The organism is Pseudomonas sp. DCA-1, assembly GCF_046523955.1.
Lineage (GTDB): Bacteria > Pseudomonadota > Gammaproteobacteria > Pseudomonadales > Pseudomonadaceae > Aquipseudomonas > Aquipseudomonas putida_Y.
In genome coordinates this window covers 1,631,311-1,656,291 of the sequence record NZ_CP169881.1, presented here as the reverse complement: position 1 = coordinate 1,656,291, position 24,981 = coordinate 1,631,311, and the positions used below count along the sequence as shown (strand labels likewise).

At 62.5% G+C, this 24,981-nt stretch carries 24 protein-coding genes; 17 read left to right on the top strand and 7 right to left on the bottom strand.

Features of this window, described 5'->3' with window-relative positions; translation table 11 throughout:
* The first annotated feature begins 76 nt into the window (after positions 1–76).
* The 6 genes from ACE4QZ_RS07925 to pdeM all read left to right on the top strand — a co-directional run bounded on the left by ACE4QZ_RS07925 (position 77) and on the right by pdeM (position 9,710).
* Positions 77–2,518: a penicillin acylase family protein gene (locus ACE4QZ_RS07925; RefSeq protein WP_103463185.1), complete on the top strand. Its 2,442-nt coding sequence runs from the start codon at positions 77–79 to the stop codon at positions 2,516–2,518.
* A gap of 126 nt (positions 2,519–2,644) precedes the next feature.
* Positions 2,645–3,661 (top strand): ligase-associated DNA damage response exonuclease, encoded by a 1,017-nt coding sequence (locus ACE4QZ_RS07920; protein ID WP_103443573.1) that lies wholly within the window; start codon positions 2,645–2,647, stop codon positions 3,659–3,661.
* The gene (locus ACE4QZ_RS07915; RefSeq protein ID WP_103443572.1) at positions 3,658–5,316 is read left to right on the top strand and encodes an ATP-dependent DNA ligase; all 1,659 of its coding nucleotides are present in this window, start codon (positions 3,658–3,660) and stop codon (positions 5,314–5,316) included. Before ACE4QZ_RS07920 ends, ACE4QZ_RS07915 begins: the two co-directional genes overlap by 4 nt.
* 113 nt (positions 5,317–5,429) lie before the next feature.
* Positions 5,430–6,545: a succinylglutamate desuccinylase/aspartoacylase family protein gene (locus ACE4QZ_RS07910; protein ID WP_021781986.1), complete on the top strand. Its 1,116-nt coding sequence runs from the start codon at positions 5,430–5,432 to the stop codon at positions 6,543–6,545.
* Positions 6,546–6,612: 67 nt separating this feature from the next.
* Positions 6,613–9,063, top strand: a complete 2,451-nt coding sequence (locus tag ACE4QZ_RS07905) for a ligase-associated DNA damage response DEXH box helicase (RefSeq protein WP_103443571.1) — start codon at positions 6,613–6,615, stop codon at positions 9,061–9,063.
* A complete protein-coding gene (gene pdeM / locus ACE4QZ_RS07900) occupies positions 9,060–9,710 on the top strand; it encodes a ligase-associated DNA damage response endonuclease PdeM (RefSeq protein WP_084850139.1) in 651 nt (216 codons plus the stop codon). The genes ACE4QZ_RS07905 and pdeM overlap by 4 nt, the downstream gene beginning before the upstream one ends.
* Positions 9,711–9,716: 6 nt before the next feature.
* On the opposite strand, the gene ACE4QZ_RS07895 is transcribed toward pdeM, so the two are convergent.
* Together ACE4QZ_RS07895 and dcd are read right to left on the bottom strand one after the other, a co-directional pair.
* Complete coding sequence (locus tag ACE4QZ_RS07895) at positions 9,717–9,944, bottom strand: hypothetical protein (RefSeq protein ID WP_021781983.1); 228 nt, start codon at positions 9,942–9,944, stop codon at positions 9,717–9,719.
* Positions 9,945–10,038: 94 nt separating this feature from the next.
* Positions 10,039–10,605, bottom strand: a complete 567-nt coding sequence (dcd, locus tag ACE4QZ_RS07890) for a dCTP deaminase (protein ID WP_003254920.1) — start codon at positions 10,603–10,605, stop codon at positions 10,039–10,041.
* A gap of 327 nt (positions 10,606–10,932) precedes the next feature.
* Between dcd and ACE4QZ_RS07885 the strand changes: the two genes are divergently transcribed.
* Entirely contained in the window at positions 10,933–11,142 is a 210-nt protein-coding gene (locus ACE4QZ_RS07885) for a cold-shock protein (protein ID WP_003254922.1), read from the top strand.
* A gap of 166 nt (positions 11,143–11,308) precedes the next feature.
* Here the strand turns inward: ACE4QZ_RS07885 and apbC are convergent, their stop codons facing one another.
* Positions 11,309–12,403: an iron-sulfur cluster carrier protein ApbC gene (gene apbC, locus ACE4QZ_RS07880; protein ID WP_021781982.1), complete on the bottom strand. Its 1,095-nt coding sequence runs from the start codon at positions 12,401–12,403 to the stop codon at positions 11,309–11,311.
* 158 nt (positions 12,404–12,561) lie between these two features.
* Between apbC and metG the strand changes: the two genes are divergently transcribed.
* The 7 genes from metG (at position 12,562) to ACE4QZ_RS07845 (ending at position 18,263) form a co-directional block, all read left to right on the top strand.
* A complete protein-coding gene (metG, locus tag ACE4QZ_RS07875; RefSeq protein ID WP_103463186.1) occupies positions 12,562–14,601 on the top strand; it encodes a methionine--tRNA ligase in 2,040 nt (679 codons plus the stop codon).
* A 105-nt stretch (positions 14,602–14,706) separates the two neighbouring features.
* Positions 14,707–15,255, top strand: coding sequence for an Rnf-Nqr domain containing protein (locus ACE4QZ_RS07870; RefSeq protein WP_103443569.1), 549 nt, complete (start codon positions 14,707–14,709; stop codon positions 15,253–15,255).
* Complete coding sequence (locus ACE4QZ_RS07865; RefSeq protein WP_021781979.1) at positions 15,252–16,223, top strand: RnfABCDGE type electron transport complex subunit D; 972 nt, start codon at positions 15,252–15,254, stop codon at positions 16,221–16,223. Before ACE4QZ_RS07870 ends, ACE4QZ_RS07865 begins: the two co-directional genes overlap by 4 nt.
* Positions 16,220–16,822: an RnfABCDGE type electron transport complex subunit G gene (locus tag ACE4QZ_RS07860; protein WP_103443568.1), complete on the top strand. Its 603-nt coding sequence runs from the start codon at positions 16,220–16,222 to the stop codon at positions 16,820–16,822. The genes ACE4QZ_RS07865 and ACE4QZ_RS07860 overlap by 4 nt, the downstream gene beginning before the upstream one ends.
* Entirely contained in the window at positions 16,815–17,339 is a 525-nt protein-coding gene (locus tag ACE4QZ_RS07855; protein ID WP_021781977.1) for an Rnf-Nqr domain containing protein, read from the top strand. Before ACE4QZ_RS07860 ends, ACE4QZ_RS07855 begins: the two co-directional genes overlap by 8 nt.
* 4 nt (positions 17,340–17,343) lie before the next feature.
* A complete protein-coding gene (gene nth / locus ACE4QZ_RS07850; RefSeq protein ID WP_010952257.1) occupies positions 17,344–17,982 on the top strand; it encodes an endonuclease III in 639 nt (212 codons plus the stop codon).
* Between the two features lie 104 nt (positions 17,983–18,086).
* Positions 18,087–18,263, top strand: coding sequence for a PA3496 family putative envelope integrity protein (locus tag ACE4QZ_RS07845; protein WP_003254937.1), 177 nt, complete (start codon positions 18,087–18,089; stop codon positions 18,261–18,263).
* 70 nt (positions 18,264–18,333) lie between these two features.
* Here the strand turns inward: ACE4QZ_RS07845 and ACE4QZ_RS07840 are convergent, their stop codons facing one another.
* On the bottom strand, positions 18,334–18,957 hold the full coding sequence (locus tag ACE4QZ_RS07840) for a response regulator transcription factor (RefSeq protein ID WP_021781976.1): 624 nt from the start codon (positions 18,955–18,957) through the stop codon (positions 18,334–18,336).
* 368 nt (positions 18,958–19,325) lie between these two features.
* On the opposite strand from ACE4QZ_RS07840, the gene ACE4QZ_RS07835 reads away from it, so the two are divergent.
* Positions 19,326–19,808, top strand: a complete 483-nt coding sequence (locus ACE4QZ_RS07835) for a hypothetical protein (RefSeq protein WP_021781975.1) — start codon at positions 19,326–19,328, stop codon at positions 19,806–19,808.
* Between the two features lie 67 nt (positions 19,809–19,875).
* Here the strand turns inward: ACE4QZ_RS07835 and ACE4QZ_RS07830 are convergent, their stop codons facing one another.
* Both ACE4QZ_RS07830 and ACE4QZ_RS07825 read right to left on the bottom strand, forming a co-directional pair.
* Positions 19,876–21,093, bottom strand: coding sequence for an argininosuccinate synthase (locus ACE4QZ_RS07830; protein ID WP_021781974.1), 1,218 nt, complete (start codon positions 21,091–21,093; stop codon positions 19,876–19,878).
* Between the two features lie 167 nt (positions 21,094–21,260).
* Positions 21,261–22,214 carry a flagellar protein MotY gene (locus tag ACE4QZ_RS07825; RefSeq protein WP_021781973.1) on the bottom strand — a complete coding sequence of 318 codons (954 nt, stop codon included), beginning with the start codon at positions 22,212–22,214 and terminating at the stop codon, positions 21,261–21,263.
* A 130-nt stretch (positions 22,215–22,344) separates the two neighbouring features.
* Here ACE4QZ_RS07825 and pyrC point away from each other — a divergent pair, with 130 nt between their 5' ends.
* On the top strand, positions 22,345–23,391 hold the full coding sequence (pyrC, locus tag ACE4QZ_RS07820) for a dihydroorotase (protein WP_103443567.1): 1,047 nt from the start codon (positions 22,345–22,347) through the stop codon (positions 23,389–23,391).
* A 59-nt stretch (positions 23,392–23,450) separates the two neighbouring features.
* Positions 23,451–24,062 (top strand): ribonuclease T, encoded by a 612-nt coding sequence (rnt, locus tag ACE4QZ_RS07815; protein ID WP_010952252.1) that lies wholly within the window; start codon positions 23,451–23,453, stop codon positions 24,060–24,062.
* A gap of 158 nt (positions 24,063–24,220) precedes the next feature.
* On the opposite strand, the gene ACE4QZ_RS07810 is transcribed toward rnt, so the two are convergent.
* A complete protein-coding gene (locus tag ACE4QZ_RS07810; RefSeq protein ID WP_003254945.1) occupies positions 24,221–24,823 on the bottom strand; it encodes a peroxiredoxin in 603 nt (200 codons plus the stop codon).
* Positions 24,824–24,981 lie beyond the last annotated feature (158 nt).

Here is a 24,981-nt window from a genome sequence, read left to right as displayed (position 1 = left end):
GGACCTTGCATGGCGCCTGCGCGCTTACTACCTTAGCGCCTTTCCAAACCAGCCTCGCCTTGCAGGAGCCCTTGTCATGGCCGCCCCCGCCTTTCCTCACTTCCGCCTGCGGTTTGCAACCGCTGCCACCCTGCTCGGCATGCTCGGGCTGGCCGGCTGCCAGACGGGCGGCTACCAGGATAGCGTGCCACCAACCAGCGGCGTGCAGCCGCTCAAGGGCCTGGCGCAGAATGTTTCGGTACGGCGCAATGCCATGGGCGCGCCGCTTATCGAAAGCAGCAGCTTCCATGATGCGCTGTTCAGCCTGGGCTATGTGCACGCTGGCGACCGCATCGAACAGATGGTCGCCATGCGCCTGCTCGCCCAGGGCCGCCTGGCCGAACTGGCCGGCAGCGAGGCGCTGGATATCGACCGCCTCATGCGCGCCGCCAACCTCAAGCAGAGTGCCGCCCAGCAGTACGCCGACGCATCGCCAAGGCTCAAGCGCTTCTTCGAAGTGTATGCGCGCGGGGTCAACGCCTACCTGTTCCGCTACCGCGACAAGCTGCCAGCAGGCCTGGCCAGTAGTGGCTATCGCCCCGAATACTGGAAGCCTGAAGACTCGGCGCTGGTCTTCTGCCTGTACGCGTTCAGCCAGTCGGTTAACCTGCACGAGGAACTCAGCGCCCTGACCCTGGCGCAGAAAGTGGGTAGCGACAAGCTCGCCTGGTTGCTGCCCGGAGCCCCGGACGAGCCGTTGGCCGAAATGGAAGTGGACAAGCTCAAGGGGCTGAACCTTGCCAGCCAGTTGCCGGGGCTGCCGGCCCTGGTGGCTGCCAGCCAGAAGCTCGCCGACCTCGACCTGCTCGGTAGCCCGGGGTCGGCCAACCTGGCCCTGGGCCCGCAGCGCAGCCGCAGCGGCAAAAGCCTGCTGGCCAGCGACAGCCGCGCCGGCTGGGCCTTGAGCCCGGTACAGATCAATACCAGCAAGTACCAGGTTGCCGGCCTGTCCTTGCCCGGCCTGCCGATCGTGCTGGCCGGCTACAATGGCAAGCTGGCCTGGAGCAGCAGCGCGGTGATGGCCGACAATCAGGACGTGTTCCTCGAGCAGTTGCGCCACCAGGGCAATCAGTTGCGCTACCTGGCCGACGGTAAATGGCTGCCGGCCCGTACCCGTAACGAAACCTTCTTTGTCCGTGGCCAGCGCCCCGTGCGCGAAGTGATGTACGACACCCGCCACGGCACCCTGCTGGCCCAGCCAGAAAACGCCAGCCTGGGCCTGGCGCTGAACCTGCCACAGTTCGAAGGTGATCGCAGCCTGGATGCGCTGTTCGACCTGACGCGGGCCAAGAACCTGGAGCGGGCCTTCGACAGCACCCGGGAAGTGACCGCTGCTGCCGTCAACTTCGTTTTCGCCGAGCCTGAGCACATCGGCTGGCAAGTCAGTGGCCGCTACCCCAATCGCCGCGAAGGCCAGGGCTTGCTGCCCTCGCCGGGCTGGGACGGGCGTTACGACTGGGATGGCTATGCCGACCCGATGCTGCACCCATACGACCAGGACCCACCCGCGGGCTGGATCGGCCATGCCAACCAGCGCAGCCTGCCGCGCGGCTATGGCATGCAGCTGTCCAGCACCTGGTACTACCCCGAACGTGCCGAACGCCTGGCACAGCTGGCCGGCAACGGCCGCCACGACAGTCGCAGCCTGATTGCCCTGCAGAATGACCAGGTGACCTTGCTGGCCAACAAGCTCAAGCAGATGTTCGACGCCCCCGGCATGGCCCAGCCTCTGAAGCAGGCGATCGACGCCCTCCCCGCCGGGCAGCGCGACAAGGCCCGCGACACGCTGGCCCGGCTCAAGGCCTTCGATGGCCGCCTGAGCCCGGTGTCGGCCGATGCCGCGCTGTACGAGTTGTTCTTGCAGGAGGTCGCTCGCCAGACCTTCCTCGATGACCTGGGCCCGGAGGCCGGCCCGGCGTGGCAGGCGTTCGTCAGCAATGCACGTTTGTCGTTCTCGGCGCAGGCCGATCACCTGCTGGGCCGCGATGACAGCCCTTTCTGGGATGACCGCACCACGCCGCAAAAAGAAGACAAACCCACCATCCTCGCCCGCAGCCTGGCAGGTGCAATGGAGGCCGGTATCGCGCAACTGGGTGCCGACCGACGCACCTGGCAGTGGGGCAAGCTGCACCAGTACCGCTGGCCGGCACCGGCCTACCATGGCCTGGGCGATGCGATCAGCCGTGCGCCGCTTGCCGCAGGCGGCGACTTCACTACCCTGGCCCTTACACCATTCGCCTGGGGTAGCGACTTCGACACTCGCCTGCCAGCCTCGGCACGGATGATCGTCGACTTCGGCCAGGCCGAGCCCTTGCAGATACTGACCAGCAGCGGCCAGTCCGGCAACCCGGCCAGCGCGCATTACCGCGACGGGCTGGATGCCTGGTTCAAAGGGCGCTTCATGAGCCTGCCACTGCAACAGCAGAACTTCGGCAGGGCGTATGGCAACCAGCGGCTCACATTGGTACCGGGGCGGTAACGGCATTCTTCAGGGGTGCATGAGGGGGCTTGATGAAGTTTTTCAGCAGCTCCCTCCCAAATCCATCCGAACTAACGCCTGGCACCATGCCTCTTAACGGGTAAGCCCAGAACCAGTGCCCGTGCCATGGACCTTGTCATCGCCCGCCCCGAAGGCCTGTACTGCCCGCCCGGAGATTTCTACATCGACCCCTGGCGGCCCGTGGACCGGGCTGTCATTACCCATGGCCACGGCGACCACGCGCGCACCGGCAATGGCCATTACCTGACCGCCAGCCCCGGTGCCGGCATTCTGCGCAGCCGCCTGGGCCAGGACATCAATTTGCAGACCCTGCCCTACGGTGAGCGCCTGCTGCACCACGGTGTGACGTTGAGCCTGCACCCGGCCGGGCATGTGCTGGGTTCGGCGCAGGTGCGCATGGAGTACCAAGGTGAAGTCTGGGTTGCATCCGGTGACTACAAGGTAGAACCCGATGGCACCTGTGCGCCCTTCGAACCAGTGGCGTGCCACACCTTCATCACCGAATCGACCTTCGGCCTGCCGATCTACCGCTGGCCAAGCCAAAGCGAGATCTTCGCCGGCATCAATGCCTGGTGGCGGGCCAACAGTGAACAGGGCAAGGCCAGCGTGCTGTTCTGCTATGCCTTCGGGAAGGCCCAGCGGATTCTGCATGGGCTGGATGCCAGCATTGGCCCGATCCTCGTGCATGGCGCCATGGAGTCGCTCAACCGGGTGTACCGGGATGCCGGCATCCGCCTGCCGGAAACCCGCTACGCAGGCGATATTCCGCGCAACGATCCACTGCTGCGCCAGGCACTGGTCCTGGCGCCCCCATCAGCCAGCGGCAGCAGCTGGATGCGCCGTTTTGGCGATTACAGTGATGCCTTCGCCAGCGGCTGGATGCTGCTACGCGGCGCCCGCCGGCGGCGCGGCGTGGACCGGGGCTTTGTGCTGTCCGACCACGCCGACTGGCCTGGCCTGCTCTGGGCCATTGGCCAGACCGGTGCCCAACGGGTGATGGTCACCCACGGCTCGGTCGAGGTACTGGTGCGCTACCTCACCGAACAAGGCCTGGATGCCCGCGCCTTCGTCACCGAGTATGGCGACGAAGACGATGTGCCCAACACCGCCCCCTCGCCATGAAAGCCTTCGCTACGCTGTTCCTGCGCCTGGACGCGACCACCTCCAGCAATGCCAAGCTCGAGGCACTGCGGGACTATTTCGACATGGCGCCCGCCGACGATGCTGCCTGGGCGGTGTATTTCCTGGCCGGCGGGCGCCCACGCCAGCTGGTGCCCACCCGCCTTCTACGTGAACTGGCAACGACGCTGGCTGGCCTGCCGGACTGGCTTTTCGAAGAAAGCTATCAGGCCGTGGGCGACCTGGCCGAGACCATTTCGCTGCTGCTGCCGCTGCACGCCGATGGCAGCGAGGAAGGCCTGGCCACCTGGGTGGAACAGCACTTGCTGCCCCTGCGCGGTCTGCCGCCTGAGCAAGTCAGGCTGCGCCTGCCACCGCTCTGGGCGCGGTTGGACCGCGCCAGCCTGATGCTGTGCCTGAAGCTGATCACTGGCAGCTTTCGCGTGGGCGTGTCAAAGCTGCTGGTCACTCGCGCCTTGGCGCAACTGGCCGGGCTAGATGCCAAACGCGTGGCCCAGCGCCTGGTCGGCTACACCGATACAGGCCATCGCCCTACTGCAGCCAGCTACCAGAGGCTGATCGCTCCAGAGTCCGCCGATGAACACAGCCAGCGCGGCGGCCAGCCCTACCCATTCTTCCTGGCCCATCCGCTGCAAGCACCCAGCGATCAATTCGATACCCTGCTCGGACCGCCAAGCGATTGGCAAATCGAGTGGAAGTGGGACGGCATTCGGGCGCAGGTGGTGAAGCGCGATGGCCAGCTGTGGGTGTGGTCGCGCGGCGAAGAACTGGTTTCCGAGCGTTTCCCCGAACTGCATGGTCTGGCACAGACGTTGCCCGATGGCGTGGTGCTCGATGGCGAGATTCTGGTCTGGAAACCCGGTGAAACCGAGGCGGAACTGGCCGTGCAGCCTTTCGCCTTGCTGCAACAGCGCATCGGTCGCAAAACGCTGGGCAAAAAGCTGCTGAACGATGCGCCGGTGGTGTTGCAGGCCTACGACCTGTTGGAGTGGCAGGGCGATGACTGGCGCAGCCGCCCGCAGCACGAACGCCGAAGCCAGCTGGAACGCCTGGTGGATGAACACCCACTTGCCCCCGTGCTGTTGTCGCCTTTGCTGCAAGGCCCGGACTGGACCGACCTTGCCCTCCAGCGCGAGCAATCGCGCAGCCTGGGGGTGGAGGGCTTGATGCTGAAGCAGCGCGAGTCCCTTTACGGTGTGGGGCGCACCAAGGACATGGGCATTTGGTGGAAGTGGAAGATCGACCCGTTCAGCGTCGATGCGGTGCTGATTTATGCCCAACGCGGCCACGGCCGCCGGGCCAGCCTGTACAGCGACTACACCTTTGCCGTATGGGATGCACCGGCAGGTACACCTGGTCGTGCGCTGGTGCCCTTTGCCAAGGCCTATTCGGGGCTCAGTGACGAAGAAATGCGCAAGGTCGACGCCATCATCCGCAAGACCACGGTGGAAACGTTCGGCCCGGTACGCAGCGTGACGCCAACGCTGGTGTTCGAGCTGGGTTTCGAAGGCATCGCCCTGTCCCGGCGCCACAAAAGCGGTATCGCCGTGCGCTTTCCGCGCATGCTGCGCTGGCGGCTGGACAAGCCGGTGGAGGAGGCAGATGACCTGGCCACCTTGCAGGCGCTACTGGCCTGAAAAAGTTTGCGATGCCCGACTGCTGCAGGATGAGGCGCATTCGCTGAAACTATGCTTCTATTTTTGAGCCGACCCGTGTCGCAGACCGTTTTCGCCACGCAGCCAGGACCAACATGCACCATTCAACCCATGACCTGCTCTCCCCCGTACCGGGCATCACCCGCCAACTGCACAGTTTCCACTTCGGCCCCCGCAGTGGTGGCAAAGTCTATATACAGGCCTCACTGCACGCCGACGAGCTGCCGGGCATGCTGGTAGCCTGGCACCTCAAGCGCCGTCTGGTCGAGCTGGAACAGCAAGGCCGACTGCAGCGCGAGATCATTCTGGTCCCGGTGGCCAACCCGGTGGGCCTGGAGCAAGTGCTGCTGGACGCACCATTGGGGCGTTTTGAACTGCAAAGCGGCGAGAATTTCAATCGCAACTTCGTCGACCTGTCGGACAGCATCGGCGACGAGATTGAAGAACACCTCACCCAGGACCCACAGCACAACCTTGCACTGATCCGCGAATACCTGCGCCGAGGCCTGGACGCACACCCGGCCCGCACCCCTCTGCAGGCCCAGCGCCTGATACTGCAGCGCCTGGCCTGCGATGCCGATATGGTGCTGGACCTGCACTGCGATTTCGAAGCGGTCGAGCACCTGTACACCACACCCGATGCCTGGCCCCAGATCGAACCCTTGGCCCGTTACCTAGGTGCCCAGGCCAGCCTGCTGGCAACCGACTCGGGCGGGCAGTCGTTCGATGAATGCTTCAGCCTGGTCTGGTGGCAATTGCAGCAGCGTTTCGGCAAACGCTTTCCGATTCCGCTGGGCTGCTGCTCGGTAACCGTCGAGCTGCGTGGTCAGGCGGATGTCAGCCATGACCTTGCCAGCCAGGACTGCCAGGCGATCCTCGACTTCCTGACCCACGCCGGCGTCATCGAAGGCACCAGTGCCGCCCTGCCCGCACTGTTACGCCACGCCACGCCGTTGGCCGCGGTGGAACCCGTGGCAACGCCACTGGGTGGGTTGCTGGTTTATCACGCCAAACCCGGCCAGCACCTGGAGGCCGGCCAATTGATCGCCGAAGTCATCGACCCGCTCAGTGACCGAGTTACCGCCCTGCGCAACAGCCAGCCAGGCCTGCTGTATGCGCGTAGCGTACGGCGCATGGCCACGGCTGGCATGGTCATCGCCCATGTGGCCGGCGAACAGGTATGCCGCAGCGGCTACCTGTTGGCCAATTGATCCGGTAAAACCATTGCAGCCGGCAGGTGGTCTGTAGAAGCACAGCCTTCGGAGGGCCATCTGCCTCATGCCTGCTGCTACCGACCTCGCCAATGCCTGGTTTGCCAAGCGCGGCTGGAAGCCCTTCGCTTTCCAACGGCGCGTATGGGCTGCCGTCGAACGGGGCGAGTCCGGTTTGCTGCATGCCAGTACCGGTGCAGGCAAGACCTACGCGGTATGGCTCGCTGCGCTACGTGCGTTCAAGGCTGGGCCGCAAGGCCGCCAGCCAGCGCCCTTACAGGTGGTGTGGGTGACGCCCATGCGTGCCTTGGCCGCCGACACCGCACGTGCGTTGCAAGCGCCGCTCGATGAGCTCGAGCTGCCGTGGAGCGTGGGGGTGCGCAGCGGCGACACCAACAGTGCCGAACGCGCCCGACAGGCCCGGCGGCTACCCAGTGTGCTGATCACCACCCCCGAAAGCCTGACCCTGCTGCTGACCCGGGCACAGGCACATGAGGATTTCGCCACGCTGCAACTGGTGGTAGTGGACGAATGGCACGAGCTGCTTGGCAACAAGCGCGGGGTACAACTGCAGCTGGCCTTGGCGCGCCTGCGGCATTGGCACCCAGGCCTACCGACCTGGGGCTTGTCGGCAACGCTCGGCAACCTGCAACACGCACTGGATGTCTTGCTACCGCAGGGCGGCCTGCTGGTGCAAGGCCGGCAAGACAAGGCGCTGCAAGTCGACACCCTGCTGCCAGCAGTGATCGAGCGCTTCCCTTGGGCTGGGCACATGGGCCTGAAGATGCTCGACCAGGTCTGTCACGAGATCGACGCCAGTGCCAGTAGCCTGGTGTTCACCAACACCCGTGCCCAGGCCGAAGTCTGGTATCAGGCCCTGCTTGAGGCCCGCCCGGACTGGGCCGGGCTGATCGCCCTGCACCACGCCTCGCTGGCCCGCGATACCCGCGACTGGGTCGAGCGCAGCCTCAAGCAAGGCAGCCTGAAGGCGGTAATCTGCACGTCCAGCCTGGACCTGGGCGTGGACTTTCTGCCAGTGGAACGGGTGCTGCAGATCGGCTCGGCCAAGGGCATCGCCCGCCTGATGCAGCGGGCGGGTCGCTCAGGACACGCGCCTGGGCGGCGCTCCAGGGTCACCCTGGTGCCCACCCATAGCCTGGAACTGGTGGAAGCGGCGGCGGCCCGGCAGGCACTGACAGCCGGCCACATCGAAGCTCGTTTTTCACCGCGCCTGTGCATGGACGTGCTGGTACAGCATCTGGTCAGTATGGCCTTGGGCAGTGGCTTTCGCCCGGAGCAACTGCTCGCCGAAGTGCGCAGCACCTGGGCCTTTCGCGAGTTGCGCGACAACCAATGGCAATGGGCGCTGGATTTCGTCTGCCACGGCGGCAGCTCACTGACCGCCTACCCGGACTACCAGCGCGTCGAGCGTCAGGCCGACGGTGTTTATCGGGTTACCAGCGAACGCTTGGCACGGCGCCACCGTATGGGCATCGGCACCATCGTCAGCGATGCCAACCTGCAATTGAAATACTGGAGCAAGGGCGGCGGGGGGAAAACGCTGGGCAGTGTTGAAGAAGCGTTCATCGCTCGCCTGCGCCCCGGCGATACACTGGTGTTTGCCGGGCGGGTACTGGAGTTGGTGCGGGTGGAAAACATGACCGCCTATGTGCGTCGCAGCACCGCGCGCAAGGCCGCTGTGGCGCGCTGGAACGGCGGGCGCATGCCGCTCTCGAGCGAGCTGGCCGAGGCGCTGGTCGAGCAGCTCGATGCTGCAGCCCATGAACGCTTTGACGGGCCGGAAATGCGCGCAGTACGCCCACTGCTTGGGCTTCAGGCACAGTGGTCAGCCTTGCCCACCACAGGCACACTGCTGGCCGAGACCTTCAAGTCCCGTCAGGGCTGGCATCTGTTCCTGTACCCCTTTGCCGGGCGCATGGCCAACCTGGGCTTGGCCAATCTGATTGCCTGGCGGGTCAGCCGCGCACAACCGCTGTCGGTGTCGATTGCCGTCAATGACTACGGATTCGAACTCCTCAGCCCTGCCAAGGTGGACTGGGCTACGCACTTGCCGCAAGCGCTAGGCACCGGGCATCTGCTGGAAGATGTGCTGGCCAGCCTGAATGCCGGGGAAATGGCACTGCGGCGCTTTCGGGAAATTGCCCAGATTGCCGGCCTGGTGTTTGGCGGCTATCCCGCCGCGCAGAAGAGTACGCGGCAAATCCAGGCCTCCAGCGGCCTGTTCTATGAGGTGTTTCGCAAACACGACGCAGGGAATTTGCTGCTTGGCCAGGCGCGGGATGAGGTATTGAGCGAAGAGCTGGAGATCGAGCGGCTACGTCGGCAATTGCTAAAAATGAGCGCGTTGCAACTGGACCTGCGGGCGTTGAAGCGGCCAGGGCCACTGGCGTTTGCCTTGCTGGTGGAAGGCATGCGCGAGACGTTGAGCACCGAGAAGCTGGCAGACCGGATTGCGCGGATGGTGGCGGACCTGGAGCAAGCGGCGGACGCGGAATGAATTACCAACCCATCGAACACTGTGGTCAGGTGCTCTGGCTGCTCGCCGACAAAGCCGTCTACTGGCCCGCCCGCCGGGCCCTGCTGGTGGCCGACGTGCACATCGGAAAGGCCGCCAGCTACCGTGCCCTGCATCAACCGGTGCCACGCGGAACGACTGAGGCGACACTCGCCCGGCTCGATAGCTTGCTGGCCGCGCATGACTGTGAGCAACTGATCATCCTGGGCGACTTTCTGCATGCCCGCACGGCCCGTGCACCGGCAACGCTGGCCAAAGTGGATGATTGGCGCAAGCGGCACAAAGAACTGAAAATAGTGCTCATACGCGGCAATCATGACCGCAACGCCGGCGATCCACCCGCCTCGCTCGATATTCAGGTCGTGGACGAGCCGTGGGTTCTGGAGCCCTTTGCCCTGCAGCACGAGCCGCAGCTCCACCACACACACCCGGTACTGGCGGGCCACGTACACCCAGTCTTCGTCCTGCGAGGCAAGGCCCGTCAGCGCCTGCGCCTGCCTTGCTTCCTGATCGATGAGCAGGTCAGCCTGCTACCTGCATTCGGTGAGTTCACCGGAGGGTGGGAAATAACGCCCGCCAGCGCCAGCCGCGTGTACCTGGCTGGCGCTGACCGCGTCTGGACGCTGTAGCGACGCTCAGGCAACAGGGGCGGGAGGCGCCTCGTCCGGCAAGGTCGGCTCGCCTGGCTCCATGGGTGGCGTCTCACCGGGCTCCGGCGGTTGTGGAGTATCGGGGTCAGGTTGATGAGGCACGCCCCCCGCCTGCATGGGCAGCGGGTGCGCCAGCAGTGACCAGGGCAACAACCCTACGTGATTGGGCTGCAGGCCTGCCAGCTTGGCACTGATTGCGGGATGGAGTTTCATTGGCTGCTCCTGACGAAAGCCGATGCACATCATGCACACCGGCGTTACTTCGTTGGAGTGCCAAAGGCGCGGGTAATTCCCCGCGCTTGTCGGCTCAGGTACGCGGCAGGGTGACGCCGCGCTGGCCCTGGTATTTGCCGCCACGATCCTTGTACGACACTTCGCACTCTTCGTCGGACTGCAAGAACAGCATCTGCGCCACGCCTTCGTTGGCGTAGATCTTCGCCGGCAGCGTGGTGGTGTTGGAGAACTCCAACGTCACGTGGCCTTCCCACTCGGGCTCGAGCGGCGTGACGTTGACGATGATGCCGCAACGGGCGTAAGTGCTCTTGCCCAGGCAAATGGTCAGCACGTCACGGGGAATACGGAAATATTCGACAGTGCGCGCCAGGGCGAAAGAGTTTGGCGGGATGATGCACACGTCGCTCTTGATATCGACGAAGCTGCCAGCATCGAAATTTTTCGGATCGACGGTAGCCGAGTTGATGTTGGTGAACACCTTGAATTCGTCGGCGCAGCGTACGTCGTAGCCATAGCTGGAGACGCCGAAGGAGATCACGCGGTTGTCCTGCTCGCCGCGCACCTGGCGCTCGACGAAGGGCTCGATCATGCCGTGTTCCTGCGCCATGCGGCGAATCCACTTGTCCGATTTGATGCTCATGGCGGGGTGTCCTGAAGAGTTGCGAGGTGAAAATCGTGACGCGCATATTACCGGTCCCGGCGCCCAGGTTAAAGTTCCATCCCACATCCCGCGCCGGGTGGGGGCTGCAGCCGCCGCCGATCCGAATTTGCCTAAAGCGTCTTCTGACCATTGGCAGGTTGCGGAAAGTGGGGTAAGGTGTTGCCACTGTGCTGCACGTGACACCGAGAATCTCTAGTTTGATGCACGATCCTGATCGGCCCATCGCTGAATTTTCTGCTCTCTTTGCGCTCAGTCCCGGGCAGGGTTTTTCCTGACCGTTATCAAATTGTCCAAGGAGACAGAAAAATGTCCAACCGTCAATCCGGTGTTGTTAAGTGGTTCAACGATGAGAAAGGCTACGGCTTCATCACCCCTCAGTCGGGCGACGACCTGTTCGTGCACTTCAAAGCCATCCAAGCTGACGGCTTCAAAACCCTGAAAGAAGGCCAGGCTGTTACTTTCGTCGCTACCCGCGGCCAGAAAGGCATGCAGGCTGAAGAAGTTCAGATCGCCTAAGTCGATCTAGCTTCCTAGCTTTCAAAAAAACCCGCCTTCTGGCGGGTTTTTTCATGCCTGCTCGAAATAGGCGCTGGCCTCTTCGCAAGCTCACCCGCTCCCCAGGGACTGCACAGATTTCAAGTGCGGCGCAGTCGCTGTGTGCGGGCAAACCCGGTATGACAGGTCAGTCTTCGCTGATGGTAATGCTCGGCATTGCCGGTGCCGCTGCTTCCTGCAGCACGATCCGCGCGCCCACCTGGCGGGCCAGTTCCTGGTAAACCATGGCAATCTGGCTTTCCGGCTCGGCAATCGCAGTCGGCTTGCCGCTGTCGGCCTGCTCACGGATCAGCATCGACAACGGCAGCGACGCCAGCAGGTCGACGCCATACTGGCTGGCCAGCTTCTCGCCGCCACCTTCACCGAACAGGTGTTCGGCATGGCCGCAATTCGAGCAGATATGCACAGCCATGTTCTCGACCACGCCCAGCACCGGAATGTTGACCTTACGGAACATTTCCACGCCCTTCTTGGCATCCAGCAGAGCCAGGTCCTGCGGCGTGGTGACGATCACCGAACCGACCACCGGCACCTTTTGTGCCAGGGTCAGCTGGATGTCACCGGTACCCGGTGGCATATCGATCACCAGGTAATCCAGGTCATCCCAAGCGGTCTGGGTGACCAGTTGCAGCAGCGCGCCCGACACCATCGGACCACGCCATACCATTGGCGTGTTGTCGTCGGTGAGGAAGGCCATCGACATCACTTCCACGCCGTGGGCCTTGATCGGCACGAACCACTTCTGCTCGCGAATCTTTGGACGGGTACCCTCGGCGATACCGAACATCACACCCTGACTGGGGCCGTAGATATCGGCATCGAGGATACCTACCCGGGCACCCTCGCGCGCGAAGGCCAAGGCCAGGTTGGCTGCGGTGGTCGACTTGCCCACACCGCCCTTGCCCGAGGCCACGGCGATGATGTTCTTGACGTTGGCCATGGCTGGCACTTGGGCCTGGGCCTTGTGCGCAGCCACCACGCAGTCGATCGAAACTTGGGCACCAGTGACACCCTCAAGGCCGCCGATGGCGGTCTGCAGCACCTGGGCCCAGCCGTTCTTGAACAGCCCAGCGGCATAACCCAACTGCAACTGCACGCTGACCTGCCCGCCCTGGATGTCGATGGCGCGCACGCAGCCGGCGCTGACCGGGTCCTGGTTCAGGTAGGGGTCGGTGTACTGGCGAAGCACGCCTTCAACGGCGGCACGGGTGACGGCACTCATGGAGACTCCCATTGGCAAACTGAATGTAAAACAGCCGCCTATCCTAACCCGTCAATCGTCAGCAGATACGCTTGCGGGGTGAAATATCTTCGCCAGCCCTTTATAGTGGCCGATCATCCTCATTTTTACCCCGTAGCCAGATAAGTAGCCGAGCCACCATGTCCGAGCCACGCCAGATTCTCGTCACCAGCGCCCTGCCCTATGCCAATGGATCGATCCATCTCGGCCATATGCTGGAGTACATCCAGACGGACATGTGGGTGCGCTTCCAGAAGCTGCGCGGCAACCAGTGCATCTATGTCTGCGCCGATGACGCCCACGGTTCGGCCATCATGCTGCGCGCCGAAAAGGAAGGCATCACCCCGGAACAGCTGATCGCCAACGTCCAGGCCGAGCACAGCAGCGATTTCGCCGACTTCCTGGTGGATTTCGACAACTTCCACTCCACCCACAGTGAAGAGAACCGCGAGCTGTCGAGCCTGATCTACTCGCGCCTGCGTGAAGCCGGGCACATCGCCACCCGTTCGGTGACCCAGTACTTCGACCCGGAAAAAGGCATGTTCCTCGCCGACCGCTTCATCAAGGGCACCTGCCCGAAGTGCGCGGCCGAAGACCAGTACGGCGACAACTGCGAAAAATGCGGCGCCACTTACGCACCTACCGAGCTGAAGAACCCCAAGTCAGCGATCTCCGGTGCCACCCCGGTACTGCGTGATTCCCAGCACTTCTTCTTCAAGCTGCCAGACTTCCAGGCCATGCTGCAGCAATGGACCCGAAGCGGCACCCTGCAGGACGCGGTAGCCAACAAGCTGGCGGAATGGCTGGATTCCGGCCTGCAGGAGTGGGATATCTCCCGCGACGCGCCGTATTTCGGCTTCGAGATACCGGGTGAGCCTGGCAAGTACTTCTACGTATGGCTGGATGCGCCGATCGGCTACATGGCCAGCTTCAAGAACCTCTGCGCACGCCGCCCGGAACTGGACTTCGACGCCTTCTGGAACGAGGGCTCCAAGGCCGAGCTGTACCACTTCATCGGCAAGGATATCGTCAACTTCCACGCCCTGTTCTGGCCAGCCATGCTCGAAGGCGCCGGCTTCCGCAAGCCGACCGCGGTCAACGTGCACGGCTACCTGACGGTCAACGGCGCCAAGATGTCCAAGTCGCGCGGCACCTTCATCAAGGCCCGCACCTATCTGGACCACCTGCAGCCGGAATACCTGCGTTACTACTATGCGGCCAAGCTGGGCCGTGGCGTCGACGACCTGGACCTGAACCTGGAAGACTTCGTGCAGAAGGTCAACTCCGACCTGATCGGCAAGGTCGTCAACATTGCCAGCCGTTGCGCCGGTTTCATCCACAAGGGCAACGAAGGCGTGATGGTAGGCGGTGATGCCGCGCCTGAGCTGACCGAAGCCTTCCTGGCTGCCGCGCCCTCCATCGCCGAAGCCTATGAGGCCCGTGACTTTGGCCGCGCCATGCGCGAAATCATGGCACTGGCCGACCGCGCCAACGCCTGGATCGCCGACAAGGCACCGTGGTCACTGGCCAAGCAGGAAGGCAAGCAGGATGAAGTCCAGGCCATCTGCGCCCAAGGCATCAACCTGTTCCGCCAGCTGGTGATCTTCCTCAAACCGGTACTTCCGGTGCTGGCTGCTGATGCCGAGGCATTCCTCAACGTGGCCCCGCTGACCTGGAACGACCACCTGACACGCCTGGAAAACCACCCGCTTAACCCGTTCAAGGCCCTGATGAGCCGTATCGAGCCGGCCAAGGTCGAAGCCATGATCGCTGCCAGCAAGGAGGACCTGCTGGCTGCCGAAGCCAATGCCCCGGCGGGCAATGGCGAACTGACCAAGGACCCGCTGTCGGCAGAGATCGAGTTCGATACCTTCGCGGCCGTCGACCTGCGTGTGGCGCTGATCGTCAAGGCTGAAGCCGTAGCGGGTGCCGACAAGCTGCTGCAACTGACCCTGGACATTGGTGACGAGCGCCGCAACGTGTTCTCCGGCATCAAGTCGGCCTACCCAGACCCGTCCAAGCTGGAAGGCCGCCTGACCATGATGGTAGCCAACCTCAAACCACGGAAGATGCGCTTTGGCGTGTCCGAGGGCATGGTCATGGCTGCCGGCCCTGGCGGTGAAGAAATCTACCTGCTGAGCCCGGACAGCGGCGCCAAGCCAGGCCAGCGCATCAAGTAACTCCCCTGCGGGCCATTGTGGGAGCGGCCTGCCCGCTCCCACAATACGCAGGCCCCTTCATGTCAAATCCGGACAATCGCCCTGATTCCCGGCTATCGTCATCTCATGAATGACTACATCCTGGTCCTGATCAGCGCCGCACTGATCAATCACCTGTGCCTGCTCAGACAGCCACTCTCCGGGTTGCAACTACAGGTGCACGGCCTGGCATGCGCCCTGTGCATTGCCTTGGGCGTAATCGGCGCGCAACTGCTGGCGTACGCCGTACTTGCCCCGTTGCACATCCACGATCTTGCCCTGTTCCTGCTATTGCCTTGGCTGGCTTTGCTCGCCTGGGGCCTGCCCTGGCTACTGGCCAAGTGGCGCCCAACCTGGCCCGTAGTGGGGTTGCCAGCGCTGCTGTTGAGCAATGCCGCAGCGCTTGGGGTGGCTCTACAACAGGCAAGCGACGACGTCAGCTGGCCAACCGCGCTACTCCAAGGCTTGCTGACGGCTGGCGGCTTCTGGCTGACGCTGATGGTGTTCGCCGACCTGCACCAGCGCAGCGTCCACGCCGATATCCCCGACGCGCTGCGCGGCCTGCCCATCCAATTGATCGGTGCCGGGGTAATGGCCATGGCGTTTTCCGGCTTCAACGGGATGTTTGGCCAATGAGCAGCCCCGATCCGCGCCTGCGCACCAGCATGGGCCTGGTGTTGCTCGCCTGCACGCCTGGACTGCTGGCGCTAATGTGGCTGCATGGCTGGGGCATGGTGCTGAACCTGTTGCTGTGTGCCAGTGCCGCGCTGCTGTGCGAAGCATTGCTGCTGGCACTGCGCAATCAATCACTGAGCCAGGCGCTAAACGACGGCAGCGCACTGGTAACCGCCGTGCTACTGGCGGCCGCCCTGCCCACCCTGGCGCCATGGTGGCTGCCGGTCATCGCGGCATGTGTTGCGATCGGCATCGGCAAGCAGGCCTATGGTGGGGTCGGGCGAAATCTGTTCAATCCGGCCATGGTGGGTTACGCCTTCGTGCTGCTCAGCTTCCCATTGCAGATGAACCATTGGCCGGCACAGGCCCCGGGCCTGCTCGACAGCCTGCAGCAGGTGTTCGCTGGGGGCGATCAGATTGATGCCTGGGCCCGTCCGACATTGCTCGACGGCCTACGCCACAACCGCAGCCTGACCATTGACGAGCTGTTTGCCAGCCATCCGGGCTTTGGCAGCATTGGTGGGGCAGGCAGCGAATGGGTCAACCTGGCATTCCTGCTTGGCGGCCTGTTTTTGTTGCAGCGCAAGGTGATCAGTTGGCATGCACCGGCAGGTTTGCTGGCAGGGCTATTGATATTCAGCCTGTTGGGCTGGAATGGTTCGGGGTCGGACTCCAATGGCTCGCCTTTGCTGCACCTGTTTTCCGGCTCGACCATGCTGGCAGCATTCTTCATTGCGACCGAGCCGGTGTCCGGCCCCAGAAACGACTGGGCCAAGTTGTGCTTCGGCCTGGGAACAGGGCTGCTCATCTACCTGATTCGTACCTGGGGCAGCTACCCGGATGGCACCGCGTTCGCCGTCCTGCTGATGAACCTTTTGGCACCGGCACTCGAGCGCGTGGCTGTGCAACGTCAGCAGGCAGCCCGATGAAGCATGGAGCTCGGGATGTGGGCCTGCTGCTACTGACTGGAGTATTGGCAGTGTCAGTCACCCTGGCCTGGCGGCAGTGGACCAGCCCGGCCATCGCCAGCGCCGAAAAACAAATGCAAAGCCGCCAGCGGCTGGCCGTGCTGCCCGAAGGCAGCTATGACAACCAGCCCCTGGAAAGCCCACTGCCAAGGCCCGCCGCACAGCGGCCCAACAGCCGTATCCTGGCGGCTTACCGTGCCACTATGGCAGGCAAGCCAAGCGCCATAGTTCTGGTCACACAGGCGCAGGGATATGTCGGGCCAATCGTGCTGAGCGTCGCGATCGCCACAGACGGCCGGCTGATCGGCAGCCAGGTCGTCGAACAACAGGAAAGTCCCGGGCTGGGCGCTCACCTGGCTGACCCACAGCTGCAGTGGCTGAAACAGTTCGACAACCGCCATCAGGGCGATCACTGGGCGCTAAAGCGGGACCAGGGTGATTTTGACCAGATGGCCGGCGCAACCGTGACCTCGCGGGCAGTGATCGCCGCGTTGCAGGACGCACTGAATTATTTCGATGAGCAGCGTAGTGTATGGCTGGAGGGCGCCGCGCATGAATAGGTTTTGCCTGCTGGCCATGAGCCTCGCTCCCCTGTTGGGCGCCACCCGAACGCTGGGTGAAGGCGCGGCCATCGGCCTGTGCGCAGTGGTGATGGGATGCCTGCACCAACTGTTGCTGGCCCCCCTGCGTAAACGCGTCGCCAGCTGGGCATATGTACTGGCCAGCCTGCTGCTACTGGCAGCTCTGGCCAGCTGCCTGCAGTTGGCCATGCGGGCCTGGCTGCTACCACTGGCCATTGCACTGGGTCACTATCCCGCATTGTTGTGCCTGCAATGCCTGGCCAGTGACCATCTGCTTCCTGACCAACGCCGCTGGCACGTGCTCGCAAAGCACCTCGGCGCTGTCTTTGCCAGTTGCCTGCTGCTGGGCGCCAGCCGCCAATGGCTGGCTGACCATACCGAGCTGCACCTGGCCAGCCTCGCCCCCGGTGCGCTACTGCTGCTGGGATTGCTGTTGGCCTTGTACAATCGCCTGCGTCCGGGCTCTGCCCATCCACATCGTCAAGGAAAGCCCTGATTTCATGAATGCCGCCAAACGCCTGGAGATTTTTCGCAGGCTGCACGAAGACAACCCCGACCCAAAGACCGAACTGGCCTACACGACCCCGTTTGAACTGCTGGTCGCCGTGACACTGTCCGCGCAATCCACCGACGTCGGCGTCAATAAGGCCACTGCCCGCCTGTTCCCCGTCGCCAACACCCCCGAGGCCATCTATGCCCTGGGCGTTGAAGGCCTTAGCGAATACATCAAGACCATCGGCCTCTACAACAGCAAGGCCAAGAATGTCATAGAAGCGTGCCGGCTGCTGATCGAGCGCCACGACAGCCAGGTACCGCAAACCCGCGAAGCGTTGGAAGCGCTGCCCGGCGTCGGCCGTAAAACCGCCAACGTGGTGCTTAACACCGCGTTTCGCCAACCGGCGATGGCAGTGGACACCCATATCTTCCGGGTGAGTAACCGCACGGGTATCGCGCCAGGTAAAACGGTGCTGGAAGTGGAAAAGAAACTGCTCAAGTTCGTACCAAAGGATTACCTGCTCGATGCCCACCACTGGCTGATCCTGCACGGGCGCTATGTGTGCCAGGCGCGCAAGCCACGGTGCGGCAGCTGCAGGATCGAAGATTTGTGCGAGTACAAGCACAAAACCTCCGACGATTGAGCCGATAGGCAGAAACCAATCACGTCGATTGAAAAAATCTTTTTTACCAGCGTCTGCTTTCTGGTTATAAGGACGGCCAATGGCCCCTTGGCTTGGAGCGACTCATGAGTACCGATAAAGACGACCTGTCGATCGATGATGATTTTGTTGCCGCAGACGATGACGCGGAACCACAGGTTGAAACCGCAAAGACCAACCTGAGCAAACGCCGCACCATCGACAACATGCTAGAAGAACGGCGCCTGCAGAAGCAGCTGGCCGATTTCGATTACGACCTTTAGTTCTGGCCCTTTAGTCATGGATCGTTAGCCTTGGCAAAGCCTCCTGGCTGGAGGCTTCAAGGCCTGGCGGTCAGTTCAAACCTTGCCGTTGCGCCAGCTCGATCAGGTCAACCAGTGACCGTGCATTGAGCTTGAGCAAGAGCCGCGACTTGTAGGTACTGACCGTCTTGTTGCTGAGGTACATGCTGTCGGCAATCTCCTTGTTCGAACGCCCTCGCGCCAGTTGTTGCAGCACGGTCATCTCTCGCGCAGAAAGGCGATTCACCATATCCGTCTCACTGCTCGCGCCCCTGCCACGTGACGCATGCAAGGCCTGGTTGGGGAAGTAGCTGTAACCCGACAACACAGCCTTGATAGCGCTAAGCAGCTCGGTAAGCTCCTGCTGCTTGCACACGTAACCCGCCGCCCCCGCCTGCATGCAGCGCATCGAAAAGTTACCGGGAGCCTGCGACGTCAGCACCAGCACCTTGCTACCCGGGCTGAATGTCGCCATGCGGGCGATCACCTCCAGGCCATCCAGTTTCGGGATACCGATATCCAGCACCACAATATCCGGCAGGTGTTGCCGTGTCAGCTGCAGCGCAGCCACCCCATTATCAGTCTCCGCCACAACGTCATACCCATGCCGCTCCATCAGCATGCGTACGGCCAGGCGTATGACCGGATGATCATCCACGATAAGCACTTTATTCATGCGATATCCATACATTGTTGTTGCTTTGGCACGCCACGATAACCGACAGGACGCTTGCTGGCGCGGCGATTTACCAGTGAAAGCCATGGACAGACAAAACCTACAGAGCTTACAGAAACTTCCTACACATTAAGACTATGGTTGTAACAAACAAATTACTTATTACCGAAAGAAACGGTACCACCCACTAACATAAACGCACCAGTTGAATACTGATCTTCAGCAGAGGAGAACTTCCGACTCGAACGCGTTGAAAAATCAACACAACGAGGTTCTCTGACGATCATTCCTCCCCCGGGAAAGAATCCAGCCTTTAGTTGAGTACAGCAGTAAGGTAAAGATGGACAAAACCGCTGGAGACGGCCCCTATGACCCAAGCACAACCTGTCGCCCCGCTGACGATCATTGCCATCTTCGCGGGGATTATCGAAGCCTCCGCCCTTGCCACACTGCCATTTCTCGGCGAGTCCAGCCAAAAGCTCTACACCTGGTTCCTGGTAGGTTTTCCATTCTTTCTGACGGCACTGTTTTTTCTGACGCTCAACTTCAATTACAAGTCGTTCTACAGCCCGCTCCCCAACAACCCTGTACACGAAAACACGCCAGCACTGAACAGTGCGGCCACACCCGCTATTGCCAATGATGCCCGTGAGGCGGTACAGGGCGAGCCTGTTACATTCATGTTCTCCGGCCCCGACGCCTGTCGCATGATGGAACAACAACTCTTGCACGCTCTTGCCCACCCCCCCGAGCCGGCGCGAGTCTGGCGCTTTTGTAATCTGGATAGACGTCAATGTGCGCAGCTTTCGATCAGCGCACTTGAGGGCGATGATGTGAACCCTCGAAGTTGAACGACTCGCCTTTGCGCAGGCATAAAAAAACCCCGGACTGAGCCGGGGTTTTCACGCACACCAGCAATCAGAGCAGCGAACGGCCCTTGTTGGCGGCAATGCGCATACGCAGCGCGTTGAGCTTGATGAAGCCAGCAGCGTCTTCCTGGTTGTAGGCACCACCATCTTCTTCAAAGGTGGCGATGTTGGCATCGAACAGCGAATCGTCCGACTTGCGGCCAACCACGGTCACATTGCCCTTGTACAGCTTCAGGCGCACCACACCATTCACGTTCACCTGCGAAGCATCGATCATCTGCTGCAGCATCAGACGCTCCGGGCTCCACCAGTAGCCGGTGTAGATCAGGCTGGCATACTTGGGCATCAGCTCATCTTTCAGGTGAGCGACTTCGCGGTCCAGGGTGATCGACTCGATGGCACGGTGGGCCTTGAGCATGATGGTACCGCCAGGCGTTTCGTAGCAACCGCGCGACTTCATGCCGACGTACCGGTTTTCGACGATGTCCAGGCGGCCGATGCCGTTGGCACCACCGATACGGTTCAGGTCGGCCAGAACGGTAGCCGGGGATTTCTCGACGCCGTCGATGGCAACGATGTCACCATTGCGGTAGGTCAGCTCGATATAGGTAGCCTGGTCCGGGGCGTTCTCAGGCGAGACACTCCAGCGCCACATGTCTTCTTCGTGCTCGGTCCAGGTATCTTCCAGGACACCGCCTTCATAGGAGATGTGCAGCAGGTTGGCGTCCATCGAGTACGGCGACTTCTTCTTGCCGTGGCGCTCGATCGGGATGCCGTGCTTCTCGGCGTAGTCCATCAGCTTTTCGCGGGACAGCAGGTCCCACTCGCGCCATGGGGCGATGACCTTGACGCCTGGCTTCAGGGCATAGGCACCCAGCTCGAAGCGCACCTGGTCGTTACCCTTGCCGGTGGCGCCATGGGAAATGGCGTCGGCGCCGGTTTCGTTGGCGATTTCGATCAGGCGCTTGGCGATCAGCGGACGGGCGATGGAAGTACCCAGCAGGTACTCGCCTTCGTAGACGGTGTTGGCGCGGAACATCGGGAACACGAAGTCACGCACGAACTCTTCGCGCAGGTCGTCGATGTAGATCTCTTTAACGCCCATTGCCTGGGCCTTGGCACGAGCCGGTTCGACCTCTTCGCCCTGACCCAGGTCAGCGGTGAAGGTCACCACTTCGCAGTTGTAGGTATCCTGCAGCCACTTGAGAATCACCGAAGTATCAAGGCCGCCGGAATACGCCAGTACGACCTTTTTTACGTCCGCCATGCCATCACTCCACGGGGTTGTACGGAAAGGGACCGATTCTACCGGCGTTGCGGATAAATTTACAGTGGGGCGACAGCTTCTGACGACAAAGCGACAGAAATTGTCGGAAGGGCGACTTGCCAGATCAACACGGAAATTTGAGGCAAGGGTTGGCGCCCCATCCGGTCTCAGGGCGCCTTCGCCCCCGACGCGGGAGCAGCCGGAACGGCTGGAGCGGGAGCAGCCGGCGACACGGGCTCAACCGGTTTTTCCACCGCCTTTTCAACCTCCGCCACCCGATCCAGTTCGATATTCACCCGCCGATTACGCGCCCGGTTCGATGCACTGTTGTTCTTCGCCAGCGGATAACGCTCACCATGGAAGCGCACAGTAATCTGCTCTTGCGGCACACCGTGAGCCTTGAAGTAATCGGCCACGGCCAATGCGCGGCGGCGCGACAGGTCGCGGTTGGTCAGGCGGTTGCCACTGTTGTCGGAGTGGCCGTTGAGCTCGATATGGTTAACCGTAGGGTCGGCCTTCAGGTAGTCGACAATCACCTCCAGCCGCGCCTTGGCTGCTGCATCCAGCTCGTAACCGCCCCCAGGGAAGCCCACTTGAGTCTGGCGCACCTGGTCATAGTTCATCGGCAACAGCTTGCCGGCACAGACCTGATAGTCATTGTAGGCTTTGGCGAAGCTGACCGGCAGCACCCGCACCTCCATCGGCCTGCCCGCCTCACCGGTGTAGTTGCGCACGACGGTGCTACGCCCGTCGAGCAAACCGTTGATCAGCCGGCTGGCCTGCCCCTGGGAGGAGCTGAACAGCACACCGCTGCGGGCCATGCGCACATGGCCCAGGTTGATATCGCCACGCCCAGGTTGCCAAGGCGCTGCCGCGGCCAGCAGGCTGGCGGTGCCGGCACCCAGTACGTTGCTGTCCGAACGCAGCTGGAACACCGGCTGCTCGCCTGCCCGGCGCACGAACGTACCGCTGCCGAAACCTTCGATCGGTTGGCTCAGACGACACTCGAACTGGTCACCCTCGACCTGCCAGGCAATGTTCTCCATGCGCGTCTGGAAAGTCAGTGCGCCGGCCGGCAGGCTGGCGAACAGGGTCAACAGGGCTAGGTAACGCTGGCGCACGGGCGGCTCCACAATTTCTGACGGCTTACCAGCAGGCTATCGGACGCCGCGCGGAAAACTTGATAGCCGTGCTCGCCCCAGGGTTTTCCGGTAGGATTGGGGCTTGAGTTCGACCCGCCTGGAATCCCCAATGTCCGATCGCCTGACCCTCCTGCGCCCCGACGACTGGCACATCCATCTGCGCGATGGTGCCGTCCTGCCCCACACCGTTGGCGACGTGGCGCGTACCTTCGCCCGTGCCATCATCATGCCCAACCTCATGCCGCCGGTGCGTAATGCCACCGAGGCCGGCGCCTACCGTGAGCGCATTCTGGCTGCCCGCCCGGCCGGCAGCCGCTTCGAGCCGCTGATGGTGCTGTACCTCACCGACAACATCAGCCCCGAGGACGTCCGCGCGGCCAAGGCCAGCGGTTTCGTGTACGCCGCCAAGCTGTACCCGGCCGGCGCCACCACCAACTCCGATTCCGGCGTGACCAGCATCGACAAGATCTTCCCGGCCATAGAGGCACTGGCGGAAGTGGGTATGCCGCTGCTGGTGCATGGCGAAGTGACCCGCAGCGAGATCGACGTGTTCGACCGCGAGAAGCGCTTCATCGACGAGCACTTGCGCCGTGTGGTCGAGCGCTTCCCGACGCTGAAAGTGGTGTTCGAACACATCACCACCAGCGACGCAGCGCAGTTCGTCACCGAGGCCCCGGCCAACGTGGGTGCGACCATCACCGCCCAGCACCTGCTGTACAACCGCAACCACATGCTGGTTGGCGGCATTCGTCCGCACTTCTACTGCCTGCCGATCCTCAAGCGCAATACCCACCAGGTGGCCTTGCTGGACGCCGCCACCAGCGGCAACCCGAAGTTCTTCCTCGGCACCGACTCGGCACCTCATGCCCGTCACGCCAAGGAAGCAGCCTGCGGTTGCGCGGGTTGCTACACCGCCTATGCGGCCATCGAGATGTACGCCGAAGCTTTCGAACAGCGTAACGCGCTGGACAAGCTGGAAGGCTTCGCCAGCCTGCACGGCCCGGCCTTCTATGGCCTGCCGGCGAACACCGACACCATCACCCTGGTCCGCGAAGAATGGACCGCTCCGGAAAGCCTGCCATTTGGCGAGCAAACCGTAGTCCCGCTGCGCGCTGGCGAAAAACTGCGCTGGCGCCTGCTGGAGGCAAACGCGTGAGCGAAGACCTTTACGAAGACGACCTGGAAACCCAAGGCAGCAGCGGTCCTCGCCACCCGATGGCCGAGCGCTTCCGCGGCTATCTGCCGGTCGTGGTGGATGTTGAAACCGGTGGTTTCAACAGCGCTACCGATGCGTTGCTGGAAATTGCCGCTGTCACCATCGGCATGGACGAGAAAGGCTTCCTGTTCCCCGAACATACCTACTTCCACCGAGTAGAGCCGTTCGAGGGCGCCAACATCGAGCCGGCCGCACTTGAGTTCACCGGGATCAAGCTGGACCACCCGCTGCGCATGGCGGTCAGCGAGGAAAGCGCGATGACCGACATATTCCGCGGCGTGCGCAAGGCCCTCAAGGCCAACGGCTGCAAGCGGGCGATTCTGGTCGGCCACAACAGCAGCTTCGACCTGGGCTTCCTCAATGCAGCAGTGGCGCGCAATGACCTGAAGCGCAACCCGTTCCACCCGTTCTCCAGCTTCGACACCGCCACCCTGGCGGGCCTGGCGTATGGCCAGACCGTGCTGGCGCGGGCCTGTCAGAGTGCCGACATCGACTTCGACGGTCGTGAGGCGCACTCGGCACGTTACGACACCGAGAAAACGGCTGAGCTGTTCTGCGGCATCGTCAACCGCTGGAAAGAAATGGGCGGCTGGCGCGATTTCAACGACTGATCTGCCAAAAGCATTCGCGGGCACGCCCGCTCCCACAGGTTAACCTTTGCCTTCAGGCATGCAGAGAATCTGTGGGGGCGGGCGCTCCCGCGAAGAGGCCGGCACAGGAAGGCAAAAAAAACCGGCCACGAAGGCCGGTTTTTTTGTGCACGCAGCAATTACAGCTTGCCAGCGTTCTCGCTCAGGTAGGCAGCAACGCCTTCAGGCGAAGCGTTCATGCCCTTGTCGCCTTTTTTCCAGTTGGCAGGGCAGACTTCGCCGTGCTCTTCGTGGAACTGCAGAGCGTCGACCAGACGCAGCAGCTCGTCCATGTTACGGCCCAGTGGCAGGTCGTTGACGATCTGCGAACGGACAACACCATTGGTATCGATCAGGAAGGCGCCACGGAAGGCCACGCCGCCTTCGGACTCGACGTCGTAGGCTTTGCAGATTTCGTGGGTCATGTCGGCAGCCAGGGTGTACTTCACCTGGCCGATACCGCCGTTGTTGACCGGGGTATTACGCCAGGCGTTGTGGGTGAAGTGCGAGTCGATCGACACGCCGATCACTTCCACGTTACGCGCCTGGAAGTCAGGGATGCGGTTGTCCAGGGCGATCAGCTCGGACGGGCAGACGAAGGTGAAGTCCAGCGGGTAGAAGAACACCAGGCCGTACTTGCCCTTGATGGCCGAGGCCAGGTTGAAGCTATCGACGATCTCGCCATTGCCCAGCACGGCCGGAACGGTGAAATCGGGGGCTTTCTTACCAACGAGTACGCTCATTGTAATCTCCTGATGAGGGTGAAAAACCGTTTGCCGGGCCAGACGGGCTTGCCCGACATCCAACAAAGGCCGACCATCATACACGGCTTCTCATGACAGGCCGACTCCGTCGACAAAGCGACCGCCGGTCGCTCAAGCACACCCCTCTCAGAAAGATC

Excerpts from the sequence above, each read along its gene's own strand:
- ACE4QZ_RS07925 (WP_103463185.1), top strand. The coding sequence starts at position 77 with ATGGCCGCCCCCGCCTTTCCTCACTTCCGCCTGCGGTTTGCAACCGCT.
- ACE4QZ_RS07920 (WP_103443573.1), top strand. The coding sequence starts at position 2,645 with ATGGACCTTGTCATCGCCCGCCCCGAAGGCCTGTACTGCCCGCCCGGA.
- ACE4QZ_RS07915 (WP_103443572.1), top strand. The coding sequence starts at position 3,658 with ATGAAAGCCTTCGCTACGCTGTTCCTGCGCCTGGACGCGACCACCTCC.
- ACE4QZ_RS07910 (WP_021781986.1), top strand. The coding sequence starts at position 5,430 with ATGCACCATTCAACCCATGACCTGCTCTCCCCCGTACCGGGCATCACC.
- ACE4QZ_RS07905 (WP_103443571.1), top strand. The coding sequence starts at position 6,613 with ATGCCTGCTGCTACCGACCTCGCCAATGCCTGGTTTGCCAAGCGCGGC.
- pdeM (WP_084850139.1), top strand. The coding sequence starts at position 9,060 with ATGAATTACCAACCCATCGAACACTGTGGTCAGGTGCTCTGGCTGCTC.
- ACE4QZ_RS07895 (WP_021781983.1), bottom strand. The coding sequence starts at position 9,944 with ATGAAACTCCATCCCGCAATCAGTGCCAAGCTGGCAGGCCTGCAGCCC.
- dcd (WP_003254920.1), bottom strand. The coding sequence starts at position 10,605 with ATGAGCATCAAATCGGACAAGTGGATTCGCCGCATGGCGCAGGAACAC.
- ACE4QZ_RS07885 (WP_003254922.1), top strand. The coding sequence starts at position 10,933 with ATGTCCAACCGTCAATCCGGTGTTGTTAAGTGGTTCAACGATGAGAAA.
- apbC (WP_021781982.1), bottom strand. The coding sequence starts at position 12,403 with ATGAGTGCCGTCACCCGTGCCGCCGTTGAAGGCGTGCTTCGCCAGTAC.
- metG (WP_103463186.1), top strand. The coding sequence starts at position 12,562 with ATGTCCGAGCCACGCCAGATTCTCGTCACCAGCGCCCTGCCCTATGCC.
- ACE4QZ_RS07870 (WP_103443569.1), top strand. The coding sequence starts at position 14,707 with ATGAATGACTACATCCTGGTCCTGATCAGCGCCGCACTGATCAATCAC.
- ACE4QZ_RS07865 (WP_021781979.1), top strand. The coding sequence starts at position 15,252 with ATGAGCAGCCCCGATCCGCGCCTGCGCACCAGCATGGGCCTGGTGTTG.
- ACE4QZ_RS07860 (WP_103443568.1), top strand. The coding sequence starts at position 16,220 with ATGAAGCATGGAGCTCGGGATGTGGGCCTGCTGCTACTGACTGGAGTA.
- ACE4QZ_RS07855 (WP_021781977.1), top strand. The coding sequence starts at position 16,815 with ATGAATAGGTTTTGCCTGCTGGCCATGAGCCTCGCTCCCCTGTTGGGC.
- nth (WP_010952257.1), top strand. The coding sequence starts at position 17,344 with ATGAATGCCGCCAAACGCCTGGAGATTTTTCGCAGGCTGCACGAAGAC.
- ACE4QZ_RS07845 (WP_003254937.1), top strand. The coding sequence starts at position 18,087 with ATGAGTACCGATAAAGACGACCTGTCGATCGATGATGATTTTGTTGCC.
- ACE4QZ_RS07840 (WP_021781976.1), bottom strand. The coding sequence starts at position 18,957 with ATGAATAAAGTGCTTATCGTGGATGATCATCCGGTCATACGCCTGGCC.
- ACE4QZ_RS07835 (WP_021781975.1), top strand. The coding sequence starts at position 19,326 with ATGACCCAAGCACAACCTGTCGCCCCGCTGACGATCATTGCCATCTTC.
- ACE4QZ_RS07830 (WP_021781974.1), bottom strand. The coding sequence starts at position 21,093 with ATGGCGGACGTAAAAAAGGTCGTACTGGCGTATTCCGGCGGCCTTGAT.
- pyrC (WP_103443567.1), top strand. The coding sequence starts at position 22,345 with ATGTCCGATCGCCTGACCCTCCTGCGCCCCGACGACTGGCACATCCAT.
- rnt (WP_010952252.1), top strand. The coding sequence starts at position 23,451 with ATGGCCGAGCGCTTCCGCGGCTATCTGCCGGTCGTGGTGGATGTTGAA.
- ACE4QZ_RS07810 (WP_003254945.1), bottom strand. The coding sequence starts at position 24,823 with ATGAGCGTACTCGTTGGTAAGAAAGCCCCCGATTTCACCGTTCCGGCC.